This window comes from Candidatus Erwinia haradaeae (assembly GCF_900698885.1).
GTDB lineage: Bacteria > Pseudomonadota > Gammaproteobacteria > Enterobacterales > Enterobacteriaceae > Erwinia_E > Erwinia_E haradaeae_H.
In genome coordinates, this window is sequence record NZ_LR217705.1 from 695,689 (window position 1) to 722,642 (window position 26,954).

General features: G+C 25.1%; 10 protein-coding genes, 3 tRNA genes and 1 pseudogene. 4 read left to right on the plus strand and 10 right to left on the minus strand.

Annotation, left to right across the window (positions count from 1 at the left end; translation table 11 throughout):
* Positions 1-307: 307 nt before the first annotated feature.
* Positions 308-943: a dTMP kinase gene (gene tmk, locus ERCISPPS3390_RS02170; RefSeq protein WP_197095203.1), complete on the plus strand. Its 636-nt coding sequence runs from the start codon at positions 308-310 to the stop codon at positions 941-943.
* 578 nt (positions 944-1,521) lie between these two features.
* Positions 1,522-2,108: pseudogene (pth, locus tag ERCISPPS3390_RS02175) on the plus strand (aminoacyl-tRNA hydrolase).
* A gap of 2,273 nt (positions 2,109-4,381) precedes the next feature.
* Here the strand turns inward: pth and acpS are convergent.
* Both acpS and lpxP read right to left on the minus strand, forming a co-directional pair.
* A complete protein-coding gene (gene acpS / locus ERCISPPS3390_RS02180; RefSeq protein ID WP_197095204.1) occupies positions 4,382-4,762 on the minus strand; it encodes a holo-ACP synthase in 381 nt (126 codons plus the stop codon).
* Between the two features lie 1,173 nt (positions 4,763-5,935).
* The gene (gene lpxP / locus ERCISPPS3390_RS02185) at positions 5,936-6,856 is read right to left on the minus strand and encodes a kdo(2)-lipid IV(A) palmitoleoyltransferase (RefSeq protein ID WP_197095205.1); all 921 of its coding nucleotides are present in this window, start codon (positions 6,854-6,856) and stop codon (positions 5,936-5,938) included.
* 5,792 nt (positions 6,857-12,648) lie between these two features.
* On the opposite strand from lpxP, the gene nfuA reads away from it, so the two are divergent.
* Positions 12,649-13,224, plus strand: coding sequence for a Fe-S biogenesis protein NfuA (nfuA, locus tag ERCISPPS3390_RS02190; protein WP_197095206.1), 576 nt, complete (start codon positions 12,649-12,651; stop codon positions 13,222-13,224).
* Positions 13,225-13,653: 429 nt separating this feature from the next.
* Here the strand turns inward: nfuA and rplY are convergent, their stop codons facing one another.
* The 6 genes from rplY to ERCISPPS3390_RS02220 all read right to left on the minus strand — a co-directional run bounded on the left by rplY (position 13,654) and on the right by ERCISPPS3390_RS02220 (position 20,213).
* Positions 13,654-13,941 (minus strand): 50S ribosomal protein L25, encoded by a 288-nt coding sequence (rplY, locus tag ERCISPPS3390_RS02195; protein ID WP_197095207.1) that lies wholly within the window; start codon positions 13,939-13,941, stop codon positions 13,654-13,656.
* Between the two features lie 634 nt (positions 13,942-14,575).
* Positions 14,576-14,648 (minus strand) — tRNA-Phe (locus ERCISPPS3390_RS02200).
* Between the two features lie 1,161 nt (positions 14,649-15,809).
* Positions 15,810-15,895, minus strand: a tRNA-Leu gene (locus ERCISPPS3390_RS02205).
* Positions 15,896-15,907: 12 nt separating this feature from the next.
* Positions 15,908-15,981: transfer RNA gene (locus tag ERCISPPS3390_RS02210), tRNA-Cys, on the minus strand.
* Between the two features lie 317 nt (positions 15,982-16,298).
* Positions 16,299-16,850 (minus strand): CDP-diacylglycerol--glycerol-3-phosphate 3-phosphatidyltransferase, encoded by a 552-nt coding sequence (gene pgsA / locus ERCISPPS3390_RS02215; protein WP_197095208.1) that lies wholly within the window; start codon positions 16,848-16,850, stop codon positions 16,299-16,301.
* A 3,090-nt stretch (positions 16,851-19,940) separates the two neighbouring features.
* Positions 19,941-20,213 (minus strand): FAD assembly factor SdhE, encoded by a 273-nt coding sequence (locus ERCISPPS3390_RS02220; RefSeq protein WP_197095209.1) that lies wholly within the window; start codon positions 20,211-20,213, stop codon positions 19,941-19,943.
* A gap of 453 nt (positions 20,214-20,666) precedes the next feature.
* Between ERCISPPS3390_RS02220 and folE the strand changes: the two genes are divergently transcribed.
* On the plus strand, positions 20,667-21,332 hold the full coding sequence (gene folE, locus ERCISPPS3390_RS02225) for a GTP cyclohydrolase I FolE (RefSeq protein ID WP_197095402.1): 666 nt from the start codon (positions 20,667-20,669) through the stop codon (positions 21,330-21,332).
* Between the two features lie 916 nt (positions 21,333-22,248).
* Here the strand turns inward: folE and dolP are convergent.
* Complete coding sequence (gene dolP, locus ERCISPPS3390_RS02230; protein WP_197095403.1) at positions 22,249-22,797, minus strand: division/outer membrane stress-associated lipid-binding lipoprotein; 549 nt, start codon at positions 22,795-22,797, stop codon at positions 22,249-22,251.
* A 1,790-nt stretch (positions 22,798-24,587) separates the two neighbouring features.
* Positions 24,588-25,943 carry a CDP-diacylglycerol--serine O-phosphatidyltransferase gene (gene pssA / locus ERCISPPS3390_RS02235; RefSeq protein ID WP_197095210.1) on the minus strand — a complete coding sequence of 452 codons (1,356 nt, stop codon included), beginning with the start codon at positions 25,941-25,943 and terminating at the stop codon, positions 24,588-24,590.
* Between the last annotated feature and the right edge of the window lie 1,011 nt (positions 25,944-26,954).

Genomic DNA, 26,954 nt, shown 5'->3' on the forward strand with positions numbered 1-26,954 from the left:
CTTTTAAATTATAACTTGCAAAGTTTTTTGAAAACATATTAGCTCTAGAGAGTGAATAAAAAATTACATATATTTTTACTAAAAAATCATAATTGTATTTTTTTAAATAAACAAATATATTTAATATTATAGATTGACCTAAAGATTATCGCATATAAAATTATCAAGCATTGTATACAGATAAAAGTAACAGTTTACAATATCTCGTTCAGTCTATTGTGTAAACATAAATCCTTGTATTCTAATAAACTTTTAGATACCTATTAACTACAATGTAACTTGCAAAAACCTCATTAACAGAGACCAAATGAATAGTAAATTTATTACAATTGAGGGATTAGAGGGGGCAGGTAAAACAACATCATGCCTTATAGTGGCTAAGATACTACATAAATACGGTATTAATGATATTATCCATACACGCGAACCAGGTGGTACGCCACTATCAGAAAAGTTGCGTCAATTACTCAAAAACGATACGCATAACAAAGAGAGTCTGACGCATTATGCTGAGTTATTTGTCGTATCGGCAGCACGTGTCCAATTAGTAGAGAATGTGATAAAACCAGCATTAGCTCGAGGAACCTGGGTGATAGGGGATCGTCATGAACTATCCTCACAGGCATATCAAGGGGGGGGTCGTGAGATTAGTCGTGATTTTATTCGTTGCTTAAAAGAAGAGACTCTTGGTAATTTTACACCAGATCTGACTTTGTATTTAGATATTCCTCCTGAAATGAGTTTACAACGAGTAAAAGAGCGCGGACAATTAGACCGCATTGAAAAAGAATCATTACATTTTTTTACTAAAATTCGAAACCAATATTTAGCCATCGCTCAATCTGATGAAAAAATTTACACTATCGATGCGAATCGCTCGAAGGAAAAAGTTAACACTGAGATAGAATATATTATTAATCGATGGTTGCGAGAGATTCATTAATTCCATTAGCTATCTTATATTAAATAATTTAAGATAGCTAAACTCTTTAGATATATCAGAATATATAAGCACATTATTATAATAATAATATAAAATCACATATCTTTTTAGAAAAAAGAAATGAAAGCACTCAAGAGTCATTTTTTAGGATACATTGTTAAATTATAAAGCGTGTATTTAAATGATCATCAAAATATATTGTCATTTAATGCTAATAGCAATAGTCTAAAATGATCTAAGTAATAAATTTACTTGCACATAGAAATGATGGGGATTGTGAAATTAAAAACAAATGAGGTATAAAAATTAATTAACAGAGAATATACATCTTTCTAAGTAAACTAATTATTTTCTTGCATTAAATACCGTATGAAATAATTTTTAAAAGTATGGGCTAAATAAAATTTAGCATATAATAGTATGCTACAATGCAGATCGATTACTAACATATGATCAATTAATATTTTTAGATTTTTTTATGAAGTAAGGATCCATTATAGAATGTAATATAATTTAAGTTATCAATACTATTGAATAACAGATATTATTTTATTGCAATACACATGGTATTACACAATATGAGTTATATTCAATTAATAGTTGGACTGGCTAATCCCGGAGAGGAATACGCAAAGACTCGGCATAATGTCGGAGCGTGGTATATTACTAAGTTAGCTAAACGTTATAATCAAATTTTACAAGAAAAAAAAAATTTTTTGGTTATACAACACATTTACAGATAAATAATAAAGAAATATGGCTATTGATCCCTACAACTTTCATGAATCATAGCGGAAAATCAGTGATTGCTATCTCACTATATTATAAAATTCCTATTAGCAATATCCTCATAGTGCACGATGAATTATATCTTCCACCAGGTATTGCAAAATTTAAACAAAATGGTACTCACGGAGGGCATAATGGTCTAAAAAACATTATCCAAACCTTAGGTAATAAGGCGCAATTTCATCGCCTACGTATTGGTGTGGGATATCCAGAAGATCGTGATAAATTAATAGAATTTGTCTTAGGTAGACCAAAAATAACAGAAAAAAAACTCATTGACAGTGCGATTAATGAAGCAATTTGTTGCACTGAGCTCTGGTTAACAGAAAATCGAGTGAAAGCAATTAACCGCCTACATTGTTTTAAAGCAATTTAATCTTTAGATCTTAGATATTATAGATGAAAGAAATCTTTGATAATTTGAGATAATTAAAATCCTTATTAAGAAAATACCATTAAATATTCTACATCTATAATACTATTCAAATAAATTTCATTAAGTTACGCACACACTAATCTTGATCTCTGCTTAATAAAATATTTTTAAAACCTGTATTTTATACAACAGATATTTATATAATAAATACAATCTAGATGGTAAGTGGTTACACTTTTAAAATTAAAATTTGTTTTCTATTACACATATATTAATTAGTAAATACTAAATCTTTTCATTATCATAAAAATGAATAAACATTCACCATTTATTGAACAATTTTAATATATACAAAACTTTAATTATAATTCAAATCTTTAATTATAATTAAAAACTGCATCTTATCCAATCATCTAGGTAGAAATATACCGCACAATATACTATATACAAAATCTATATTAATCAAGTTACGACGATCATCTTTTAATTTTATAAAAATTTATTAGTATTTTTAATTGATCTCTGCGCTAATAGTAAAGCGATATCATTGCAAAAAATATGTTAGCAGCTCCTATTTTTCCATGTATAAAAAGTATTTATATCTATAAAAATTTTATTGGATACATCAAATAATACATTTCTAATAAATTTTCCGATCATATACAAGATAGAGAGAGCGACAGGTTCTACCAAAGAGATAAATGATTATACTATTAATAGTATAATCTGTATCTGTATCTGTACCTGTATCTACATACAGGAAGATAATACAAAAAATAATAATTTTAAAAATTGTATAGTTATGGTAATAATTTTTTAACTGTATTTAAAAGAAGTAATATTTGTTAACGCAGTTAATATAAAAGTAATGCTCTTAATTTTAATCGATTAATAAATAAATAGATCCAATTTGACTCTCTTCAATAAGAAGATGATAGTAACCTTACACACATTCTAAAATAAAAAGAAGCTCTAAAAAATCCAAACAAATCTAAAATAGAAAATGTACTTACTTACATCTATAAACCATTAATATTCAACATATAAAAAGATCCATTGAAAAATGTAATACATTTGTATTACTGTTATATCTGGCTATCATATGATATATGTGTTCTAATAGCTTGCATTTGGGTAGAAGATGAACTAGAAGACTCATTAGTTTATTTAAAAACAATTATGCCTAAAAACATAAAAATTAAAGTGATAAGTAGACTATTATATTTTTATATTTTTTGAAAATAGATACAAGAATTTCGATTTTAATTACTATCACTTGTAACAGAAGTATTCGTTTACAATCTCTTTTAAATAAAACTATATAATTATGTTCATTTTAACAGTATATTTTGACACCACAAATATTCTATTACTGATATTATCTAATAAATACTTGAATGATTAACAGATAAAATATAAAAAAATCTACAAGAGATAATGCTAGTATTTTACTAAGCTTGTACGTAATAACCTTTCGATGATTATAGATATAATCTGTTTCACAAAGATTATTGTTAGCTCATCAAAACTCTATAAACATTCATACAGATAACTCTTTCACTGTTGCTTCTCTGGAAAAGGATTATTAGTCATTTATCATATCGATTGTTATCTTTCTGCACTCACAAGTTACTTTGGCAAAATCATTCTAATCAGCTCTAAAAATACTTAACTCCGTATATAAATCTTAATAGTAATTAATATATAATAGATTTACTATCTTGTTGTCATATTAAGAGAATGAATATAATTCCAAATTATTTTTATAAGCCATTCATTGTTTACATACAGAATTTATTAAGATGCCAAGTACTCTTTTTTAATACCAATTTTATATACTAGCGTTATAATAGTTTTTTGTATCAGATCATGTTCAACTACATATTATCTAAACCATAAATGATATTAATATTTCTATATTTTAATAATAGAAATCTAATTATTTGATGAATATGAGTTATAATAAGATAAAAATTTACTGAAATATAAAACATTAATAAAATTAAACTGGTTATAAAATAAGTTGTAAATATAGTTCAACAGACATTAAGAAAAAAATTTCGCTTGTATTGTACAAAAAATTATAATCTTAATTTTAACAATTTTAAATAAAATAAATATTTTTACCATTCTATCTTTCTAATGTACTTTACTTTTTTCTTTGATGCCATGTCAATGGCGCTAATAGTTTTATACGCAAAAATTTCTTAAAAAGAATAAAAATTCTGTAGTAAGAATGACGGATAAAAGTTTTCTATAAGTTATTAGAAAAATTAATCCTCAAGAATCACCATAGCACAGGCGTATTTTTTTTCATCAGATAAAGTAACATAAATACGTGTTACACATAAAGTCTTCGCTATTACTTTTGCATTTTTTAAAAGACATAAGTAAGGTTTGCCTAAATTGTCATGAAGCGTTTCTATTTGATTAAACGCTAAACCGCCTCTCATGCCGATACCAAATGCCTTAACGGTTGCTTCCTTTACTGCAAAACGCTTAGCAAGAAAAAGTCCTGGCTTAATATTTTTCTTATACTGACCAAATTCAATATCGCTTAATATACGTTCCGCAAATCTATCACCTACCTTCTCGATTACCGCATCTATTCTGATAATCTCTACGATGTCAATCCCTATACCACGAATAGACATTATGAAGTAATACCAAGTAGTTTCTTCATATTTTTATTTGACCCTATATAGCCGATACGTGTAAATTATCTTTTTTTGTTATTTTTTTAAAACTGCAGAAAATATGCCAATTCTCATTGATCTATCCACCATTTAATGAAATCTAATAATGTTTATTCTATATATTGTTAGTTTAACTGAATAAAAAAATTTTTATGTAAAATAGTTAAATTTTTCTAATAATTTTTATGATCAAGCAATCACTAACTAAGATAAAATCTTAGCACTTATTTTTCAGGCGCGGAAACTAAAAAGTAACCACCTATAACACAACATTATATATTTAGTTGAGGATAATACTAATTATATTATGAAAAGGTCTCTTTCCAGTGATAATTCAAAAATTTAAATAATTTTTATGTATACTCACTACTAAGTAAATTTTTATATATTACAAAGATTAGTGAGGTCTATTGAATCTTTTATATTACTTTCAGTTACCTTGTGATATGAGTAATAAGAAAAAAATTATAATACTGAATTATTATCTGAGCGTTATAAACGATAATTGGAAAATACGCTATGTACTGAATATTTATTCAATCTAATTGCAGTGAATCTTTACTTAATCTAACGTGTTGATAAAAATCAGAATCATAATTCTTATCGTAATAATATTTTTTATATTTTAAAAAAAAAATCACTCCTTACTGATATGAATTTTTAGATCCTATATGTATTAGACATAGAATTTTGTATATCCATTTTAATCTAGCCTTTAATCTTTCAGTTGATCCAACAGATTCTGTTTAAAAATCAATTATGAATTTTCATTGAATAAAGCTCTAGATTTACCACAATCATAAATTACGTTTGGAAATCATCTGATTCAGATGAGAATCTGATATTTTTTCTATATGCAATATTTTCGTATACATTGATGATTTATATATAACAACGTTATGTATTGTTTAAATAAAATAAAATAAAATTATTTACAATATATATTGTAACACAGATAAAAATTACTAATTGATTGATATTGTGTTATGCGATCAACAACCTAAATCGATGCCAATTAATTTATGTATTTTTATTAATCAGGCATTAAGCAATTATTTATTGCTATATAAATATTACTAATTCATAGTAAATTACTATTTACGCTAAATAATATATAAAATTTAATTAATATTAATATATTGATCTTAAACCATCTGGCCGCGTTTTAAATCGACGATGCAACCACATATATTGATTTGGAGCTCGCATGATTTCACGTTCAATAATTAGATTGATATATCTAGCCGCTTGCATTTTATTTTCTATTGGATAATCTTGAAGCTCTTCGTGTATAATTAATTCATAACCACTGCAATCATTTTTTCGAACTAATACGACAGGCATGAGTATAGGTTTTGCTAAACGTGCAAGCACCCAAGTCCCACTAGTTGTGGCTACTTCAGGAACAGCAAACCACTGAACAAACACACTACCATTTGGGCCATAATCTTGATCTGGTGCAAACCAAACAGTATCACCGTCTTTCAGTGCATGCACTATACCACGTAAGTTACGTCGGTCTATCATTGCCTTATTAGAACGCATTCTACCTCTAGTCTGGACCCATTCTATTACCTTATTATTATGTGGACGATAAATAGCTGTCATTGGATGACACAAACCCATGGTTCGACCACCCATCTCAAGCGATAAAAAATGCACACCAATCATAAGAATTCCTCGACCAGTTTCTTGTGCAGCGCGCAAATGATTAAGACCTTCAACGTTAAACCAATGCTTGATGCGTCGATCAGACCAGAACCAAGCCATACCTGTTTCTAATAACCCCATTCCCAGGGATTCAAAATTACTACTGATTAGATTTTCTAATTCATCTCTGGCCATATCCGGAAAACAAAGTTCTAGATTTCGACGTACAATATACATACGGCGCTGCATAAAACGCATAGATAAGCGACCCATCCAGGTGCCTAGCCGATACAGTAAAGGATATGGAAGCCGAACTAAAAGAAACAAAATACTAATACCAAACCAAGTTAGCCAATAACGAGGACGTATAAAATCTTTATGAAAATTTGATGCCTGATGCATATATGCTCATATACATATTAGTTGGTTAACTTTAGAATTTTTAAAAAACTAGTAGAGTGTTTTTGAATGAGAATATATAAAATATGTAATATAATTACATTCAAAAAATAAATTCTTCTTGTATCTATTGTAGATAACACTTATATTTATTTACACTGGGTATAGATAGAATAACTTCTGATAGAATAATGCTGCCTAAATTATTTAAAAGAAATGTAAAGTAAGTATTTTATTGATGATATTTAGAAATATTGCCTTATGATCTATTCATATAGCATAGCATTCACTATCATTAGTATTTAATATACATAGACTATTTTCTAAAATATAAAATTACCTAACTATATTAAGTATGTCAAATTATTAGAGAATGTCCATTCCATGAGTAATTCTTGGAAATATTTTCTCTCTTAATTGTTTTATGATATGCCGCTCAATAAAGTCAGATAATGTTGTTTGTAACAATTACCTTACCTTAATTTAATATCTACAAACTTTTACATATACACTGTATCTGATATTCTGATACAGAAATATAACTATTATAATTCTATTAATGCATCACCGCGACAAAATAATAAAACGAAAAAGATATTGTATATATTGCTCATTATAGATGATAATCCTAAATATCAATTCACATGATTAATCTGACAATCATATTAATATATATTCTTTTTCCTTAAAAATATTTAGTACTATTTAAGTCTGGTATTTTTGATTAATTAGATATTAAATATTAAGCAAACTATAGATATTTTTTATCTTTTGCTATCTCTATATTGCACATAATTTATTGAACATGAAAAAATAAAAACCAATAAATTTAATAATGCAGTATATACTATTTTTATTTAAACTAGAATAACAAAAGTCTTTTACCATATATCTCGGTTATTTTTAGTTAAAATTTAGATAAATATGTATCATTCTTATAACGTAAGAATATTATCAAAATTTATATTATAAGTCATGCTTATGGTATGCGACTAAAAAACACAAAAATGGTTATACACCATGCAGCATATAACCATATAATGAAAATTATTATACACACTATGCATCTTACAAAATAAAAATCTAGATACAAATTAATTAAACTTTAATCTACAACTAAATTATACATAAACTAATTAATAAATCTCTATAAATACTGTAATAAGGTAGTATCTTAAGATACTACCTTATTACAGTATTTAAAAATAGAGCTTCTTGGTTTTTTGATTTTTCATAAATCTATATATACCTATTTAGGTAAGTGAGATTTTTTTGGATTTTTGAGAAAATTATAGAATAATAATGGAATTATATATACTTATAATATTTTCTTAGTATCTTTCGTCTTTTATACTCAATCAGATATTGCCTAACTATAGAAGCTCAGAGTAATTGTATTATTTTTTTTAATATATCCACATGAATAAAATAACACAACTACAGTTTAAAAAATGTTTTAAAAATTTTTTATTTTATATAAATATTCTATATAATTAATCACGATTCTAATCTTCTGATTAATATATACTGAGCCATGTCAATACAAATACCAATACAGATGATGTTACTATTTTTAATAAAGATACTTTTCTATAAAAGCCTAACTACTCTCTAAATGCGCCAATAAATCTACACTAGATCATCCTATGCTGTATTAAGATTAAAAATAGTTAAAATTTACATTACTATGATACCTCCAGATCGTCCTACATAAAACTATAAAATAAAATTTATTTATATAACGATAAAATTCAAAACAATATGCATTTATAATAATCCCGTATATTATAATAGATGGCACTAATTACCAATCGATACCGCTTATAAAATAATTACATACTATGCAATAAAATATAATTAGACTATATAAGTCTTAACAAATTTGCAAATACAGATCTAGCGTTTACTAATATTTTTGAGGAATGAGTTTTTAATGTCTTACATTATTGCATCCATTTAGTTAAAGTTAAGCTTTAAAATTAAATACTCTTATAAAGCATTTTTTTACCCTAAAAAGTCAGAAAAAACATAAGATATTCAAAACTTATTGAACATCTTATCTCAACTTTAATAGACTATTTCTCATGCAGATAAGTAAATAAAGATTGAGTATATTTTATAATAGAACATATAATTTATTATAAATATTTACAATAAAAACACTATTTTCGTTATTTTATAAATATTTAATAGAATTATTATAGATAAAATCTAATCCTGTATATTAGTATAATATATGATACTGTTTTTATAGTTTAAAACTATAAAATAACTCAATTAAAGCACATTGAATAATTTTAACTAAAATAAAATGTTACCTCATCAATATTCATAGGACATGATGAAAAATCAATATTTTAAATATATATATCTGAATATTTATTCAATTTATTTTTATTAAAAAAGAGAAATTATGGCTTACATTAACTAAGTATATTCATACTTAATGAAATAGATGATTTTATTATAATATAAAGAGAGATCCATATAATAATCTCACCAAAGCCTCGTAAGCGATACTCTAAATAGATTGCTACACGTAAAATAATTTTTCATAATGACTCTACAATCAAGCTGGCATTTGTATTGAAAGATTCTAATAGAGCTCATATCAATAATTCCATTAAAATCATATATAATTAAAATATCCTCCAATGTATTCTATTATTCTATTTTTAATGTTTAACATAGATAGTGTTATTATATAGTAAAATATACTACTTTTCTTATTTCTATCATATAATGATTTAATTGTTAATAACAGTGCAATAGACTGAGCCTTTTATACTGAAAAATATACTATATCGATTTTAATCGATACTATAAATAAATTATCATATTAGATATTTTTATTGGAAAGCGAAAATAAAGGCTAGATTTATATCTGAAGCATCTCTGAGGATGTAAAAATAACATTAATATTATATTCGCGATCATCATTTAGTATAAAATTAGATAATTAATATAGATTAATAACTCGTGATGTTTTTGAAGATGCAGGCATAATATGTGTGTATCATATACATGAATACCACTATCAATTATCATAGATAATTGCGCAAAATTTTAAAAATTAAGACTAGTCACTATATAATGATCACCATGTGAACTAACTTAGCTTAAATCAAAATATATTTGATGTATAATTCTTAATTAAACATTGTTCTCTATCTATTCGATGACTCTAGACTCAGGTGTCTACTACAAATAATTAAGATGGCAGTCAAACGCTAACTGTAATTTTTATTAATTACAGTATGTCACATAACACAAGTTAACTACTAACTAAAAACTTGTAATATGTTTTTAAATTAAATTTAAACCTCACAAGAGGATATATGCACATTAAAAGTTTTATTTAATAATAATATTATTGTCTTTTGATCTTCATAGACAAAATTCTGCTCTAAAGTAAGTTTAAAACGTGTATATTACAATAATTAAATGTGATGATAATTTCTGTTATTTTCAAAAATGCTGCAATTACTCCTTATATGAGTATTTATAACTATTAACCAAATTATTTAGTTTTATTGAATCTTGTATTTAATTGATCAAACATGAAAAATAAATGATTATGACGAATAAATGATAATATTAGTAAAATCCTAAAATCATACCATAAATGTTTTTATCCAATAAGTTTATGTACTTCAGAATATTTATGAATAAAGTTTCTATAATATTTTGTCAGAAACTTTTCATATTATTACCATGAGTTCTGATTTATATTACTATTGAGGCTCTGGTCATCTATAGTGTTATTAACAAGCCATAATAGCAAATCTACGGGTTCTTTCTTAAAGATTACAGGTGCATTATTCATCTCAATTAAGTTTTATTTTTTACTATATCAATTAAGATTAATCTGTATCTAAATTTATAGTGTCAGTATTAAATGCATACTTACTTATGATCACTAAAGTCATTAGGTGCAATCTACACATCGAGTGTTTATTCTTTTCTGTTAAAATAAATCTATTGAGCACGTATTATCATTTTTCAGATGCTAAAATTAAAAACATCTAATTCAGTATCTTATAATTGCTAAAATAGCAGAGTAACAACTCGCTCTTATAAAATATTAAAAAATTAATAGAGTATACCGCGCCACTGTGTTTATTATGATATAAAACTAACAAAAAATATTTATTCGATAATATAAATATATTAGTAATATTATTTGATAATTCCAAGCATATGCATGTGAAATGATATAAATTTGCAAGCAAGCTAAAGATATTTTCAAGAAATTATTCTATATCAAGAAACGACTACATTTTTATATAAAAGACAATCTGACTAATGGTCTAAATATACGCTTTATTAAATTATATTTAGAATCTCTACTCTCACAAATAAAATATTACAAATACAATTACAAAAAAATAAAATAAAATGTATACAGACTTGTTTATACTCTTCCGAAAATTAATTGTATCAGTTACTCTAAAAAACTCGCAAAGATAAAAATAGTGGATTATGCACATAAGAAACACTAAAAAATTTTTTGTCTGTAAACCACATCCTGATAGTAATTATAGTTTTTAATATTTTTCTACTAAAAAACTCAAGATACTCCAATTATCTATTGTTTTATAAATTGTCTTCTAAAATTTTTTTTATTAGTCAAATGATGATATAAAAAACAAAAGAAATATAATTGAGAATTGTATTAAAATTATCTATGCATTATTAAATTATCATCAGATAACACCTGAGTACTGTGAGAATAATATGAACTATCTATTTTAGATTACACTTAGAGTGTACTGTACAATACCTAGCTTTAATGTCGCTGAATTTTATAACCTGCATTCATAAAAATAAATTAAGTAAAAATATCTTGAAAAAATGCAGCATCTAAAGCAAAAATCACGATGATCTATCAAATTCAAACATTAAAAATTTTATTTATTTTATACCTTGCTTATTCAATAAACGCCAAATTTTAAAAATTTCAAAAAATAATGTACTTTATATCAATTTTGATGGTTTAGTTTTAAACTAAATAAATCTAAAACTTTTAAATCTGTTAATTTTAAATAACAGTTTATGCATATAGATTTTTTAACATTTATAAAAATATTATCAATAGATAGTATCTATACAACCTTCAGATTATTTTTCCCTATGAAAATATTTTTTATAAAATCATAATAAAAAATTATATTAAAACCTTTAAAAAATAAAAATTTTTATATAAAAATACACCGTATATTCTCTAAAATTATAAAATATCTATAATAATTCTATATTTTTGCTATCTGACTAAGATTATTCATGCGTTGGAATTTTAGGGGGCACGAACAAATAAAATATTTTATTAATATAAAAATTATACAATTTATATCTTGATTGATTTAAAAACTACTTTTTTGAAAATATACTTTTTTATAAATCTAGCTAAACAGTTTATATCAAAAAAACTTCAATACTTTTCTGAGATCAATTAATAATTAATTAATAATAAAATTATTTAATTTTCTCAAAAATTCATCTAATATTTTGATACTCTTTTCATTATAGTATACACTATAATAAACTAAATATATTAAAAATCTAGCGTTCTTCTTATATACTATTTTCTTATATGATGTCATATCATTATTAATTGTCTAATACACAATAAATACGCTTATCATAGTTAGAATCTACTGAAAAGTACTAAGTTTAAGTTATGATAAATACTAATTAGCCTCTAATCTCTGACGGACTAAAAAAAGTGCTTATCTTGTAGATCCAAGCGCATTTTTTGATTATAATATAAACCAGCCCACTATTGAGCACTAGTCATGATTATAATTACACAATCTGCCCAAAAACACTTTGCTAAACTGCTATCCAAACAACCTTATGGCACTCAAATTCGTGTATTTGTGCTGCATCCTGGAACCCCTACTGCTGAGTGTGGCGTTTCTTACTGCGCGATAGACGAGATTACTGCGCATGATGTCGAGTTAAAATTTGATAAATTATCAGCATTTATTGATAATAACAGCGTCGCTTATCTGAAAGATGCTGAAATTGACTATGTCGTGAATCAAATGGATGCTCAGTTAACATTAAAAGCGCCTTATGCTAGAGTAGGAAAAATTAGTAATGACGCTTCACTTTTTGATCGTGTAGAGTGGGTTTTACAAACACAGATTAATCCACAGTTGGCAAGACATGGAGGACAAGTTACTGTAATTGATATTAATAATGAAGGATATGTTATCTTAAAATTTAGCGGAGGTTGTAATGGTTGCACAATGGTTAATATGACTATAAAAGATAGTATTGAAAAAGAGCTATTATCTCAATTTTCAGAACTAAAAGGTGTAAAAGATCTTACTGAACATCAACATGGTAAGCATTCATTTTATTAATTCAATCAAGCATTAGAGTTAATATAAGCTCAAATAAACCTAAAAATATATCAACTTATGAATGAATTTAAGTAATAGTGTTTTATGATACAGGTATATGATTTAATATAAAAATAAACTGAAAGTCTAATGCTTCAACTATTTCTTACTAAATCATTTTCTGGAAACTATTATCCCAATTGTAGTAATATCTACTAAGTAGATACATCTTAATATATAATTAATTAAAACGCAAAAACTCAAAGAGTTTGATAGAATAATCATTCTATATATAATAAGTTTTATTTCTTTATCAAAATTAAAATTTTAATTAATTAATAATAAATTCATCATTATGAATGATGATAATCATTTAATTTTTTATTAAAATACTTAATCTTATCTCTTGATATTGTGTATCAATAAAAATCTATTTAACGGAATAACAAATTACTTTATGCGAATAAAATCAATATGTTGAAGTTTTTCTTTAAATGGGTGACGTTGTATAGCGTGCACTTTAACTTGAATGCCTACACCTTCTATCATGATAGTTAAAATATCCTTATAAAAATGATCCTTTAACTGCATATTCATAATTAATTCTTGATTGAGCGTGATAGAATGAGGAATTTCATGTCCGCCGTAAATAATTGCAGGTAATTTGTCTGCTTTGCGTAAACGGCGACTTGAGCCTGTACCATATGTCTTACGGTTTTCAGCATAAATAATAAACATATAAATTCTCTTTAAGTAATATAACTGTTTTATTGGCAACTTAGAATGTAGGTTTTTTATGTAGGTTTTGTAGTATTGCAGAGCATAATTACTTTTTATTAATTTAGTTGTAAATAGACATATTTTTAAATATTTATTTTATGATTATTTCAAAAAGTTGATGCAATATGCTTATATACATCTATACTATTGCAATAGTATTTATATGTTACTGCATCTGGTTGATGTTTATTTATTATCAAATCGCATCAAGGTATGCAAGATATTAAAATTAAAACATATTTTCTATATATTATTTGTAATATAATGATTTTTGTTTCTTTATTTTTTATTTTTATTTAAAGTAGCATGCATGAAATATAACATATAAAAATATTTTTTTATCACTGTCATGTATTATCACTACTATAATTACTTTAAAAATCTTTTAATTACTTTAAAAATCTTTACTTACTAATATTAATTTTATTAATTAATTTTATTTACTATAAGATATACATCTCATAGCAATATAATATATATTAATAGGGTTTTAGTTTTATATTCACTAAAAATCTAAAAGCCTAAAAGAATTATCTATTTTAACAGTCACTCTTTATAAAGTTACTTTTTATTGAGAAAAATCTTCTAATGATGCCCGAACTTGGAATCGAACCAAGGACACGGGGATTTTCAGTCCCCTGCTCTACCGACTGAGCTATCCGGGCTATGTAATTTATTACATCGTAAACACTTGTAAGTGTCAATTCTTTTATTATGTTCATTCACATATAAATCCAATACTAATATCTTTAGATTAACTCTGGTTGATGATGCAATCATTACTATGATCTCACATCTCATAAAAATTCTCATAAATACACGCTGTATATAGATACGTATATTATTTATATATAATTCATTAAGATATTTCTTATCATCTATCTAAAAAATGTAAATTACTTCATCCTTTATCTACGGATCATGATAAAATAATGAATTATGTTATGATAGTCCTATCATATCTATAATGGGGGCTTACTTTAATAAGTAGCTTATGTCATGATGTTATATATGCCTCTATAATCTCTCTATAATTATGACGCTAATACTATCAAACTCCATCAATATAATACTAATTAAATATTAATATTCGTTAAAAAAAATCTTTGATTTTCATAATAATTCCAGTGAGCGACGGAAAATTTTTTTGATAAAATACTAGTAATAACATATTACTTAACATGCTTTAATCAGGTCATTTTAAGTGATATATCTATTCTATTAGATATTAACTATGTATGTATTTAAATTTAGCTTATTTCTTAATATTTTTATAAGCTTTTATTATATTAGTTATAATACTAATTACTACAATCCTCTATTGAAGAGATGGTTATTTTATTTTAAAAATTCAATAATATATTATATTAGGTAATACTTTACTAAAGTGTTTATAAAAAATAAAAAATTTAATTCAGAAGATTTATCTAATTACATACACTTATTATCGACATATTTTTACTTAAATAACTAATATATCAGCCAAATTTTACTTACTAAGTATTATAAAAAATCTCTGATGTTATGTATCTTGTATATAATACCCTTATCCTTCAATCTATAAAATTAGAAAACTATAGTAACTTTACTATACACTTGTTATTCTTTTTTTTTATAAAAATTTTTATATTTCTACTTTCGATGTATATCTAATAATATATAGTGAGATGCACTTGTTAGCGGTACATATCAAAATCAAAAATATAACAATTATATGCTAATATTTTTTTTGAATCTTCTTTTCTCTAAAAAAACTTATCATTTACCTAAAAAATATCTTACAAGAATATTATGTACAACTGATATAATTTTCAGTTTTAGTAACATGGTGCCCGGAGCGGGACTTGAACCCGCATAGCTATAAGCCGAGGGATTTTAAGTCCCTTGTGTATACCAATTTCACCACCCGGGCTAAATATAAAAATGGAGGCGCATCTCGGAGTCGAACCGAGGTGGACGGATTTGCAGTCCGTAGCATAACCACTCTGCCAACGCGCCTGAATATCAATCATTATAATATAACTTTCTCAATATTTTGGTTTTTATGATAAAAAATAGATTTTTTAATTTTAGGTAAATTCTAAATCCTACTAAAATAGTATATAATTTAATGTTCCCTTCTCTAATACCTAGAAGGAAATATTTTTTATTTACTAGGTACGATACTTTTTAAAAATCTAGCTAAGCAAATTCTCTTTATTAAAAATAATAAAGCATTAAGAATATAAAATCAACAAATAACATTTTAACAGTAAAAAACACGAGTCAATTAAATTTTCTTTATTATTGTTTAAAATCTTTTTAAAAAATTTTGCTTATTCCTCTCGCAACCAATAATGTCGTGAAATATAGAAATATTGTAACATAGACCATAGTGTTAGAATTGCTGCAATATATAATGCTATAATACCTACTATTTTTACGATACTATTTGGATACCAAAGTAATACAAATAACGCAAGCATTTGTACAGTTGTTTTAGCCTTACCAGTCCATGATACTGCTACACTATTACGCTTTCCTATTTCCGCCATCCACTCACGCAAAGCAGAAATAACAATCTCACGAGAAATCATAATAGATACTGGTAATGTAATCCACCAAGAATGAAAGCATTCAGCTATCAATATTAATGCCATTACAACCATAATTTTATCTGCCACTGGATCAAGAAAAGCACCTAATTGTGTTGTCTGTTTCCATCGGCGCGCAAGAAAACCATCAAACCAATCCGTCACCGCCGCACAAATAAAGATTAACGCACAAGCTAAATGACCCCATTCAAATGGTAAGTAAAAAACTAATACAAAAAATGGTATCAACACTATACGCATTAAAGTTATTAAAGTTGGAATATTTAGTAACATAGATATGCTAATTGGCTCTATCAAGTCAATTATCTGTCAGTATTATTCTGAGAATAATATATATTATATATGAAAAAATATAATTTTGATACCTATACTACTAGGTAGCGCTTGTAAGAATTTCAATCATAAATATTTTTGCACTAATTTATATTAAATAATTTACATAAATACTCTCCTTTTAAAATTTTTGATAAATTGAATTATTTATTTAATTATTAACATAATTTTTTAATACACTTGTGATATCATCATATAATACTAATTTATGTTGTACTAACACATATAATATCTTAACTGTATCTTTATTTTATTTTCCTCTATCAATTCCAAAGATATATAATGACAGGATCATACTTTTTTTTTAAAAAACGTAAATGATATGCACAGTAGATCAGCTTTTCGGTAATATTATTTTTTTTTATTGTGCATTGATTAATAATTTTCTAATTATAAGTGATATCACAGATATTTAGCAGTCTTATGGTTAAGAGAATGAGTTTTTAAACATCTTTTCTAAAGGCACCGCCTTAAAGAATTTTATCATATTTCAACTAAATTTTATTATTACCTGCAAGAACAGAATATACATTTTAGAATATTTTATATCTTCTCTGACATTATGATCTTAAGTTTAACTGATTTTTTTATAATGATTCTCAAATCATTTGATTAAAAAAATCGTATAAAAATGATACTTGCCTATAATAATTCTCATTTATTACATATTAAAAATACAGAAATTATTTATTGATCATTATCATGCAAATGATATTACAATATTTAATACAATTGATTACCTATAATTATATAATCTGTATTAATTTTGTACATTATTATGATTTATCACACAATATTACAATATATGTAAAACTTATACAGAAAATGTATGACTTTTTTATAAATTGCACCTAATTGTAGTTTGTTACTTTAAAAAATATTTTTGAATGGTGACCATCTATGAATAATTTTTGTGAAAAATAATCATCACCTAATATATAATAATATAAGATTAGTAATAATAATTGAGGGTAGATTATAATTTATGTTATCCTATATTTAAAGCTGTCCTATAAAGATCCAAGTAATTTTAGATTAATTGATAACGGTAAACATGATTGGAACTGACTATAACTATCTGAAATGATAGCTAACACAATTAATAATATATTAATTATTCTATACTGAAACTGAAATTTATATAAAATTCCTCTACATATTTTCTCTATCAAAAATAAATAGAGATTCTAGCAAAAGAAAACCTAAATTTAATGCCATTAACAAAACAGCTGATAAAATAATAAAAAATTTTTTAGTTTTTTTGTTTTGACTCATACTCTTCACGCTAAGTAATTCGTACTGTTTTAAACAATTTATACAAAAAATCTATAAAACTTTTTTTCACTAACCAATTCTAATTAAAAATCTAAAGAATAAATATTCATTTAGTGAATGTTGGGCATAAATATGCAATTAATTTTTATTAAATTATTCTAATATCTCTATTACATCATAGATATTTTAAAAGAGAATGCTTTTTATTCTATATAAATGACTAAAATTTTTCATCTTATCAATATTGATTGATAAATTATTATAGTCATTTATGAAGGTTAAAAATAAAAACATCTAATCATAAAGGATTACCATATAATGGTATTTTATTTTTACGTTGATATCACTTTCTAGAAATCTTATTGATGATGATAAAAATTATTTTTTTTAATTCAAGATTAAAATATGCAACTAAAAACTAATAAATTAGTTTCACTAACAATCAACTTTCTTAAATTATCAAATGAAGATTCTAAAAAGATCTTAATTTGATCAAAATAAATAACTCTTATACTAAAATAGTAAATTTTATGGATACCACGTAGTCTAATAATTTATTTAAGAGAAAAATTTTGCATCAAATAAATTTATTTTTATTACTTTGATATATCAATAATATTGATATAGAATATGTAACCTATAATAATTATAACACGTATCATTTCATGATCACCAAAATTTATAATTTACAACTATATAATATATTTTATAGTGTTTCCATCAATCCTATAGTTTCATTATTTTTTAAAATATGATAATACGACCATATGATTAAGTTCTATTTAAAGATATGAAGATTGAATAATAAGTGAAGAGATACATTTATAATATAAAATACTAGAGTATAACAACCTAATATATTATATAGTTGTAAATTATAAATTTATACTAATCTATATTATAGATATAGATTATGGTTGATCACTGTTATTTCATTAAAATATCTAATGTTGAATAAAATATTTTTAGAATACTTTTTTAATCTTTTATAAAAAAGATTTTATTATTATAATTTTTAATTCATTTGATCATTAAAATTTTTTTAAAAATAAAAAACTAACGAAACATTATCATTTTTAAAATATGTATCTACGCTTTTATAAATATAGAAGCATACATATAAATGTTTTCTATATTATAGATAGACATTTATAATTGTATTGATTTTACTCGTTAAACATGAATAACAACGTAAATCACGCGTAAAAATATACTATGATTTGTCTTTTAACATTAAAATAGAGATATTTATATAAAAATATATATTTTAAACTTATTTAATAAAAAACTACCATATTATATATTAACCATCGTTATGCTTTTATTAATTTAAGTCTAAGATCTAATGAAAATAAAAATATAAACGTTAATATTTACACTCCTATTTCTGAATAATCTTTAATTGAAATAAAACATTGAACAACCTATGATTCATTATAAAGCACAACAATACTTTTAAAATATTCGTTTAATATCACGTTTACTGATAAAAAATGAGATTCTAATAAAAATTAGAGAATTGATTAAAAATATCAAAACCTCTAAATAACATAATAAAATTATATAAGTCCTCCTTTACCTTATCTGAAACGATCCTTGCGCGAAATAAGAAGCTTGTATATAACATCAATCTTTAAAAAATCATATGGATTATAAATCTTTTTTAGATCGTTTTAACGATAATTTAGTCTAGACTCTATTATAGAGCGCATGCATGAGAAAAACTTTATATAATTAAATAATAGTCTCACAGATTTATAATCTTGAAAAATCTCTTTTTTTATTACTTTTTTGAATGATTCTAATTATTCTCTTAAAACGAGCATCGTCTGGTTGTTTGTAATTCATCAACCAACTAAATAAGTCAGGATCATTATTCTCTAATAGTTCAGAAAAGAGTTTTTTATCTCTTTTCTTGAGTGAATCAAAATTATCATTAAAAAATGGCATGATTAATAAATCAAGCTCCCGCATACCTCGGTAGCATGCCAAGTGAATACGTGATTTATTTGTACTATTGATCTTCATTTTTATTTTTATACTTATTAATTGTTGTTAACTGATTTTATTTTTACCAAAGTATAGCGCAGTTTTTTTGTTTAACATAACCTAAAATCTATTTTTCGCTTTCTCTAAGTTTTCTCTAAAATGGTTCAAAACCATATCAGCCTTAAGTAACTAAATGAAGAAAATAGTGCTATCTTATCTATTTTTGTCAAAGATTATTATTTTGATTATATTCAAAACATTGTCAGTATAAAAGGTTATGGCTTATTATATAAATAAAGTAGACTGTATTCGCTTTGTGTATCAAATTAAACTTAACGATATAAACAGAATAACCCTGTATATAATAGTTAAATCATCTGAATCATTTATTTTTACTGCATTATGCTCTAAATAAATAATTACCTTATTTAACATACACAAGCTTTCTTTTCAAAAAATACATTGCTACTCTCAGGGAGATAATATATGGAAATGCACACATGGAGTCTAGAAGCTCAACGCATTCATAAGGCTTTATTAGCTTGTGGTCTTGAAACCCCATTTCAGTCATCTCAAAAAGAAACAGATAATTACAAACAAAAAAAAATCATCGCTCAGCATATAGCTTCAATTATGCAATTGTTAAACTTAAACTTACAAGATCCTAGTCTTTCACAAACACCACAACGTATTGCTAAAATGTATGTTGATGAGATATTTTCTGGTTTAAATTACGCTAATTTTCCTCAAATTACTTTAATTGACAATATAGTAAAAACTGATGAAATCATAATTGTACGTAACATTCACTTAACTAGTATCTGCGAACATCATTTTTTAATGATTGATGGTAAAGCTACAGTTGCGTATATTCCAGAAGATAAAATTATTGGTTTATCTAAAATAAATCGTGTTGTTCAATTTTTTTCACATCGCCCTCAGGTACAAGAAAGACTCATTCAGCAAATTTTTATAGCATTACAAATACTGCTCAATACTTCTCATGTAGCCGTCTCTATTGAAGCAACTCACTATTGCGTTAAAGGAAGGGGGGTTCGTGATATTACCAGCACCACAATAACCACTTCCTTTGGCGGATTATTCAAATCTAGTGATAATACCCGGCAGGAGTTTTTACAATCAGTCAAGCATACTTAATAAATCAGACATAATGATTAATAAATATATATACCAGTTTTTACTGTATATCAGTTAACATTTATGCAACACTTTATAATAGAGAATCATGTAAAAAATAATCTCAGGTTATCTTCATGGTAATATAAGATAAGTGATACTATTAATCCTAATATTTTAGTTAAATTTAAAGTAAAAACAAAAAATATATATTACAAAAAATAATATATTTTATTATCAGATCAATAGTATAATGCACATACTATTCACTCAACACTAATAGATGTAATTGATTATTTTTAAAAATAACCACCAATAATATTTATTACATATCGCTTATGAGAAAACCTTTTGTACTTTTAATTTAGTGTTTGCTGTACATTAAAATTGATTTTAAGATAATTTAAAGTAGATTTATATAAATTTGATCATTATATTCTTATTATAGTATAATGGATTATACTATATCAATATATCTACAACGATAAAGTTCACTACTAATTATAATATACAAATCATATGGTCCGTATAATGCTCGATAAAACAGATGCAACACTGTACAGGATAAGTATCATTTCTTTTATATAAAATTGAATTAAAATATAGATACATTAATTATTTCTCATGTATTAGGAGAAATAATTAATGTTATTAAGAATAAATACTTATTTTTGTGTTTTTTATGAGAATAAAAACCACTTATCTATAATCTTTCTGTTACTTATAACTTTTTGTATTTTTATTGCAAAAAACATTAATTTTCTTAAAAATACAATACAATAAAGAACACTTTGTGGTCCGCTGAGAAATATAAATACAACATTATATATTATATATAACAATCATAAGTAGAATATTTTTATCTTTTTAAAAAATACAAAAAAGATAAAATAATATCAAAAAATATAAAATAGATACATCAGCATATGTCTGATTACTATAGAATAGTAAAGGCAGTGGTAACATGGCTGACACCATGAACTTTTCGCGCAATTTCTACTGCAGTAATAGCTTCTGTGTTTGTAACGGTACCTAAAAGAAATACTTCGCTATTTTCAGTATGAACTTTAATATGTGAAGATTTTACCTGATTATTGTAGAGTAATTGAGAAAGAACTTTAGTGGTGATCCAAAGATCAGAAGACATAGTATTCGAATCTACCTGATTTGTAAGACGAATTTCGTTATATACTTCTCGTGTACCGTCAAGATCTATAGCAATCTTTTGTGCACACTGTGATAAAGTAATATCTGGCGTTTGCCCGGTCAGTAAAACCCTACCCTGATAAACAGTAGCAACTATATGAGAAAATCGTTGAATCTGTTTGTTTTGATGTAGGCTATGCATTACACGAAACTCTAAAGTCGCGTCATCAATCTGAGTTCCTAAAGTCCTTGGATCAGTGATCGCTTTAGTTGCTACTGCGGCACTCACAATGATGCCAGCCACACAACCTTGTAATATCAACACCATAACAATAAGCATACATCTAGATAGTATCTGCACTTAGGCTCCTTGATTGATATATTGTAACTAGTGCTAAATATGTTTTATGTAAGAGTCAGAGATAATAGATATATCATATCTATTATCTCTGACTCTTACTCTGCGATTTTTAGATCTTTATACTAAGCTTTACTCACTCTAAAAATTTACAATTTTACTAAATGCCATGTTGAAAACACAATAATCATATTATATATTAATTAAGTTTTAAAAATTTCAATTATATGATATAATATCACTATATAATACAAAAAGTATTCTTTCATTCTATGCAATATAATTAATATAGATAAATCCTATCAGCCTATCCATCATTTAATATCTTTGATCAGCTGCTCTCTCGAAACTTATATATAGAGAATAGCATTAAAAATAACTATATTTTCTATAAAAATCTATACATGCAATAAAATATTTTTAAAAAAATATATATGACCTAATTACTCTTTTATATTATTTATAAATAATTTTCTCAATAGAGAGATATTTTATTGATATAAAAATACAAATCATAAGAGTTACATGTGCTTATTCACACCAGTAATATTCTATATGATTTAAATCAACTCTTATATTTTTGATATACTGATATAATATTCATTCATTATGATGCAATTTATATAGAAACAAAAAGAAACCTTTACACAATAAACTAAAATTAAAATAATCTTATATTAAATAATTATACTTTATATATATCTACTATCCTGTTAGATAAATATACATCAAGTGTTTCCCCTAATATCATAAAGATATAGTATATATATGTAAATATATAAAAATATTTTTTACTAAGCATTGTCATATGTAATATAATTTTATAAAATTATGTAAATAAACCACCAAAAACATTATTCTGAATATATATTATACTAAACTATTTAATATCATAATTAGTGAACATATATGAAAATTTACTAATGCAATAAAAATTGCATATCAAGTAAAATAACAAACAATTTGATTATCCACCTTGAGTTTATATAAAAACATCAGTGATACTGCTATCAAGCTAGTATTAATATCACATATGATCAATTATATAATTAATTATGTAAAATACATAGTTTACAAGAACTCTGCCTAGTTAAAATATAAAAAATTAACATCATGCTTTTTGCAAATAAAAGATCTAATCAAGAGATCTAAAAATATAATTTTTACAATCACAGAGATATAATGGTAGTTATTAAATACAATCAAAGATTTACCTTGATACACTTGCTAGAAATTTCCACAATTATACTACTAATAGTCTTTTTATAAAAAATATTTATGTATCGAATAAGTATTAAATATATTTTAGTAACTGACTCAAATAGATAATAATTTTAAAAATTAAAAAATACTATTATTTAAATTAAGAGAAAATATAACATACTTTTAAATTTCTTAAAAATTAAAATATATTTTAATATCAATCTTTATGGGAATTATTATAATTTCAATATCTTTAATCTTAACATAGTATATGTAACATATTTATATAGAACATAATCAGACCAAAACAGTAACTCATATAATCTATAAGAACATATATAATAATTTTTTTCAAAATAATAAAAAAATATATCCTATCTTTATAACCTTGCATATTACATCTATAAATCATTTACAATTTACTAGTTCGGTCTATATAAAATGAGCGATCCTCAATTAAGTACTTAAAGCTATATTTAGATTATTTAGATTGTTTAGATTATTTAGATTATTTAGATTATTTAGATTATAAAAGACAAAAATCTTCAAAATACGCATCCAATGATTATTTATAAAAGACGAAGAATTAGTTGATCTATATGCATACTCCGTAAGCGGCGAATACATTTACGCACTGGTTTTGGGTAATCAGAGATACTTTCTAAATCTTGATAGTTTTTTATGAAAACAGTATGCTGACGAATAACCTTTAATTCATTAAAACGCTGCTGCGCCAATTGTTGTAATGGATCATGTACTAAAATAGCATTTTCTAAATCTAAACGCCAAGAACGTGGATTTAAATTACTTCCTGTGAGCATCATCCATTCATCATCAACCCAAAGTCCCTTAAGGTGATAACTATTTTTACCGTGCATCCACACACGAACTATTAACTGCCCTATATTGATATAATTCTGTAATCGACTCAGAAAAGAACGCAAATTAATCTCATATAAGTAAGGCAATACGCCAATCAGAGTAAATGGCTGATCTCTTGGAGTATAGAAATCGTTAGCAGTTTTATCGCCAACAATAATCTCTATGATTTTTCCTTGTCGCAATAGAAACAAAATATTTCTCGCCAAAATTGCTGGCAAGTTAAAATAAGGAGTGCAAATCATTAAAACATACTGAGTAGACAACATGAAATGATGAATTGCCTTATTGAGAGCACTATGTTTTCCTAAGCCTAAAAGAGGGGTTATAGAAAGAGCTTCATATTGTCCATTCGATTGAAATTGGTAATGACATTGACGTAAGGCTCGACGTAACTTTCGAGTACAATTTTTTATATCTGAACGACTAGAACAATTCCCTTGATCTATTCGATGAACCGCTTTATCTTTTAATAGATTTTTTTGAATCCATTGCAGCATGGTATCCGCTAATACCCGGTTATTCAGGCATTGATAACGATCATAGCGATAAGTATCTTTCTGATGCAAATAAGCATTATTAAAACTCGCACCACTATATAGAACAGTATCATCAATAATAGATCCCTTTAAATGAAACACACCCCATGCTTCCCTGTTATGTACAGGAATTCCATAAACAGGAACAGAGTCATTAGGGTTTTTATTAGCCATTAAGTAGTACCAATCAGCGTTAGTCATTCCAACATGAGTGCCGATACGACAACGTTTTGCACGATGCCAGTCTACTAATACACAAATATCTAAATTGGGTTTTTGTTTTTTAGCAGCGTAGAGTGCAGAAAAAATTTCTTGACCTCCTTCATCATTCTCTAAATAGAGCGCAAGAATATAAATTCTATATGTAGCAGAAGAAATTTTTTCTAATAAACGAGATCGAAAGTCCAGTGGTGAAAATAACGTACTAAAACCAACCACTGATTGTGAAATTTTAGGTAATTGTATAAGGTATTGTTGATGCTTATTACGTTGAGATTTGAACAACATTACAGCGCACTTCTTTCCTATTAAAATAATTAACGAAAAATTAGCAAACTACTGGGCCTAATTATAAACAATCTTTTTTCATATACAGTGCAGTTCGTTAAAAGCATCAAACCATAAAATTAATCCAAATGAGAAGTTATTTTTATTGTATGAATATATACCTGAAGTGTTCTCGAAAACATGAATGATATTTCATCATAAAGCTCTTAACCTAAATAACACAATCTATCTCATCAAACTATAATGTATCAAAATTTTAATCAGCATAAATATACATGTTCTAGATATATTTTAGTAAAAATTCACTGGAAGTTTCTCTTTTCTATATACGATGATTATATATTCTATATTCATTTGCTATAAAATGACTATATCACTAAAATAGTGAACATATTTTTCTGCAGTATTATTAATCTACACAAAATGCAGCTGTATTATACACTGAGATTAATAAAATTTTGTGATATCTTTTGTTGATCAAATTTTAAAAGATTATCAGGAATACATATACTGCTTGTTCAAATTAAGTGCATATGGCATGTTCTAGTATAAGCATATTCTAACACACACAAAGGGTTCATGTCATACATTGCATCTATCTACAGTAGATATATTTTACTAGTATATGTTGTATAACTATTGAATCTGTCATGTATATTTAAAGATCTATGATCCTATCTCCAGTGGGATATATCATAAATAAAATAGTATGTTTATTTACATAAATGCTCTTGCATTGTTTAATAATAGAAAAATTAAAAAAATTACCGTTACGAATAATATAATCAATAGTAGACTCTATATGTTAAAATACAGCAAGAATTTAGAGAAACATTGATATATAAATGTCTAAACAAATATCACGATATTAGATACATAAAACTAAAGAGGACTAATATGTTTATCTCTTATTGAAGTTATCTACACTCATATTTATATTGCTATAACCTAAAAACATATGCTTCAAGTATTATCTAATTTATCAAATATTTTTAAAAGAGTATAACAACT

Bases quoted from the DNA above. Each gene is read 5' to 3' on its own strand.
- tmk (WP_197095203.1), top strand. From the start codon at position 308: ATGAATAGTAAATTTATTACAATTGAGGGATTAGAGGGGGCAGGTAAA.
- acpS (WP_197095204.1), bottom strand. From the start codon at position 4,762: ATGTCTATTCGTGGTATAGGGATTGACATCGTAGAGATTATCAGAATA.
- lpxP (WP_197095205.1), bottom strand. From the start codon at position 6,856: ATGCATCAGGCATCAAATTTTCATAAAGATTTTATACGTCCTCGTTAT.
- nfuA (WP_197095206.1), top strand. From the start codon at position 12,649: ATGATTATAATTACACAATCTGCCCAAAAACACTTTGCTAAACTGCTA.
- rplY (WP_197095207.1), bottom strand. From the start codon at position 13,941: ATGTTTATTATTTATGCTGAAAACCGTAAGACATATGGTACAGGCTCA.
- pgsA (WP_197095208.1), bottom strand. From the start codon at position 16,850: ATGTTACTAAATATTCCAACTTTAATAACTTTAATGCGTATAGTGTTG.
- ERCISPPS3390_RS02220 (WP_197095209.1), bottom strand. From the start codon at position 20,213: ATGAAGATCAATAGTACAAATAAATCACGTATTCACTTGGCATGCTAC.
- folE (WP_197095402.1), top strand. From the start codon at position 20,667: ATGCACACATGGAGTCTAGAAGCTCAACGCATTCATAAGGCTTTATTA.
- dolP (WP_197095403.1), bottom strand. From the start codon at position 22,797: ATGCTTATTGTTATGGTGTTGATATTACAAGGTTGTGTGGCTGGCATC.
- pssA (WP_197095210.1), bottom strand. From the start codon at position 25,943: ATGTTGTTCAAATCTCAACGTAATAAGCATCAACAATACCTTATACAA.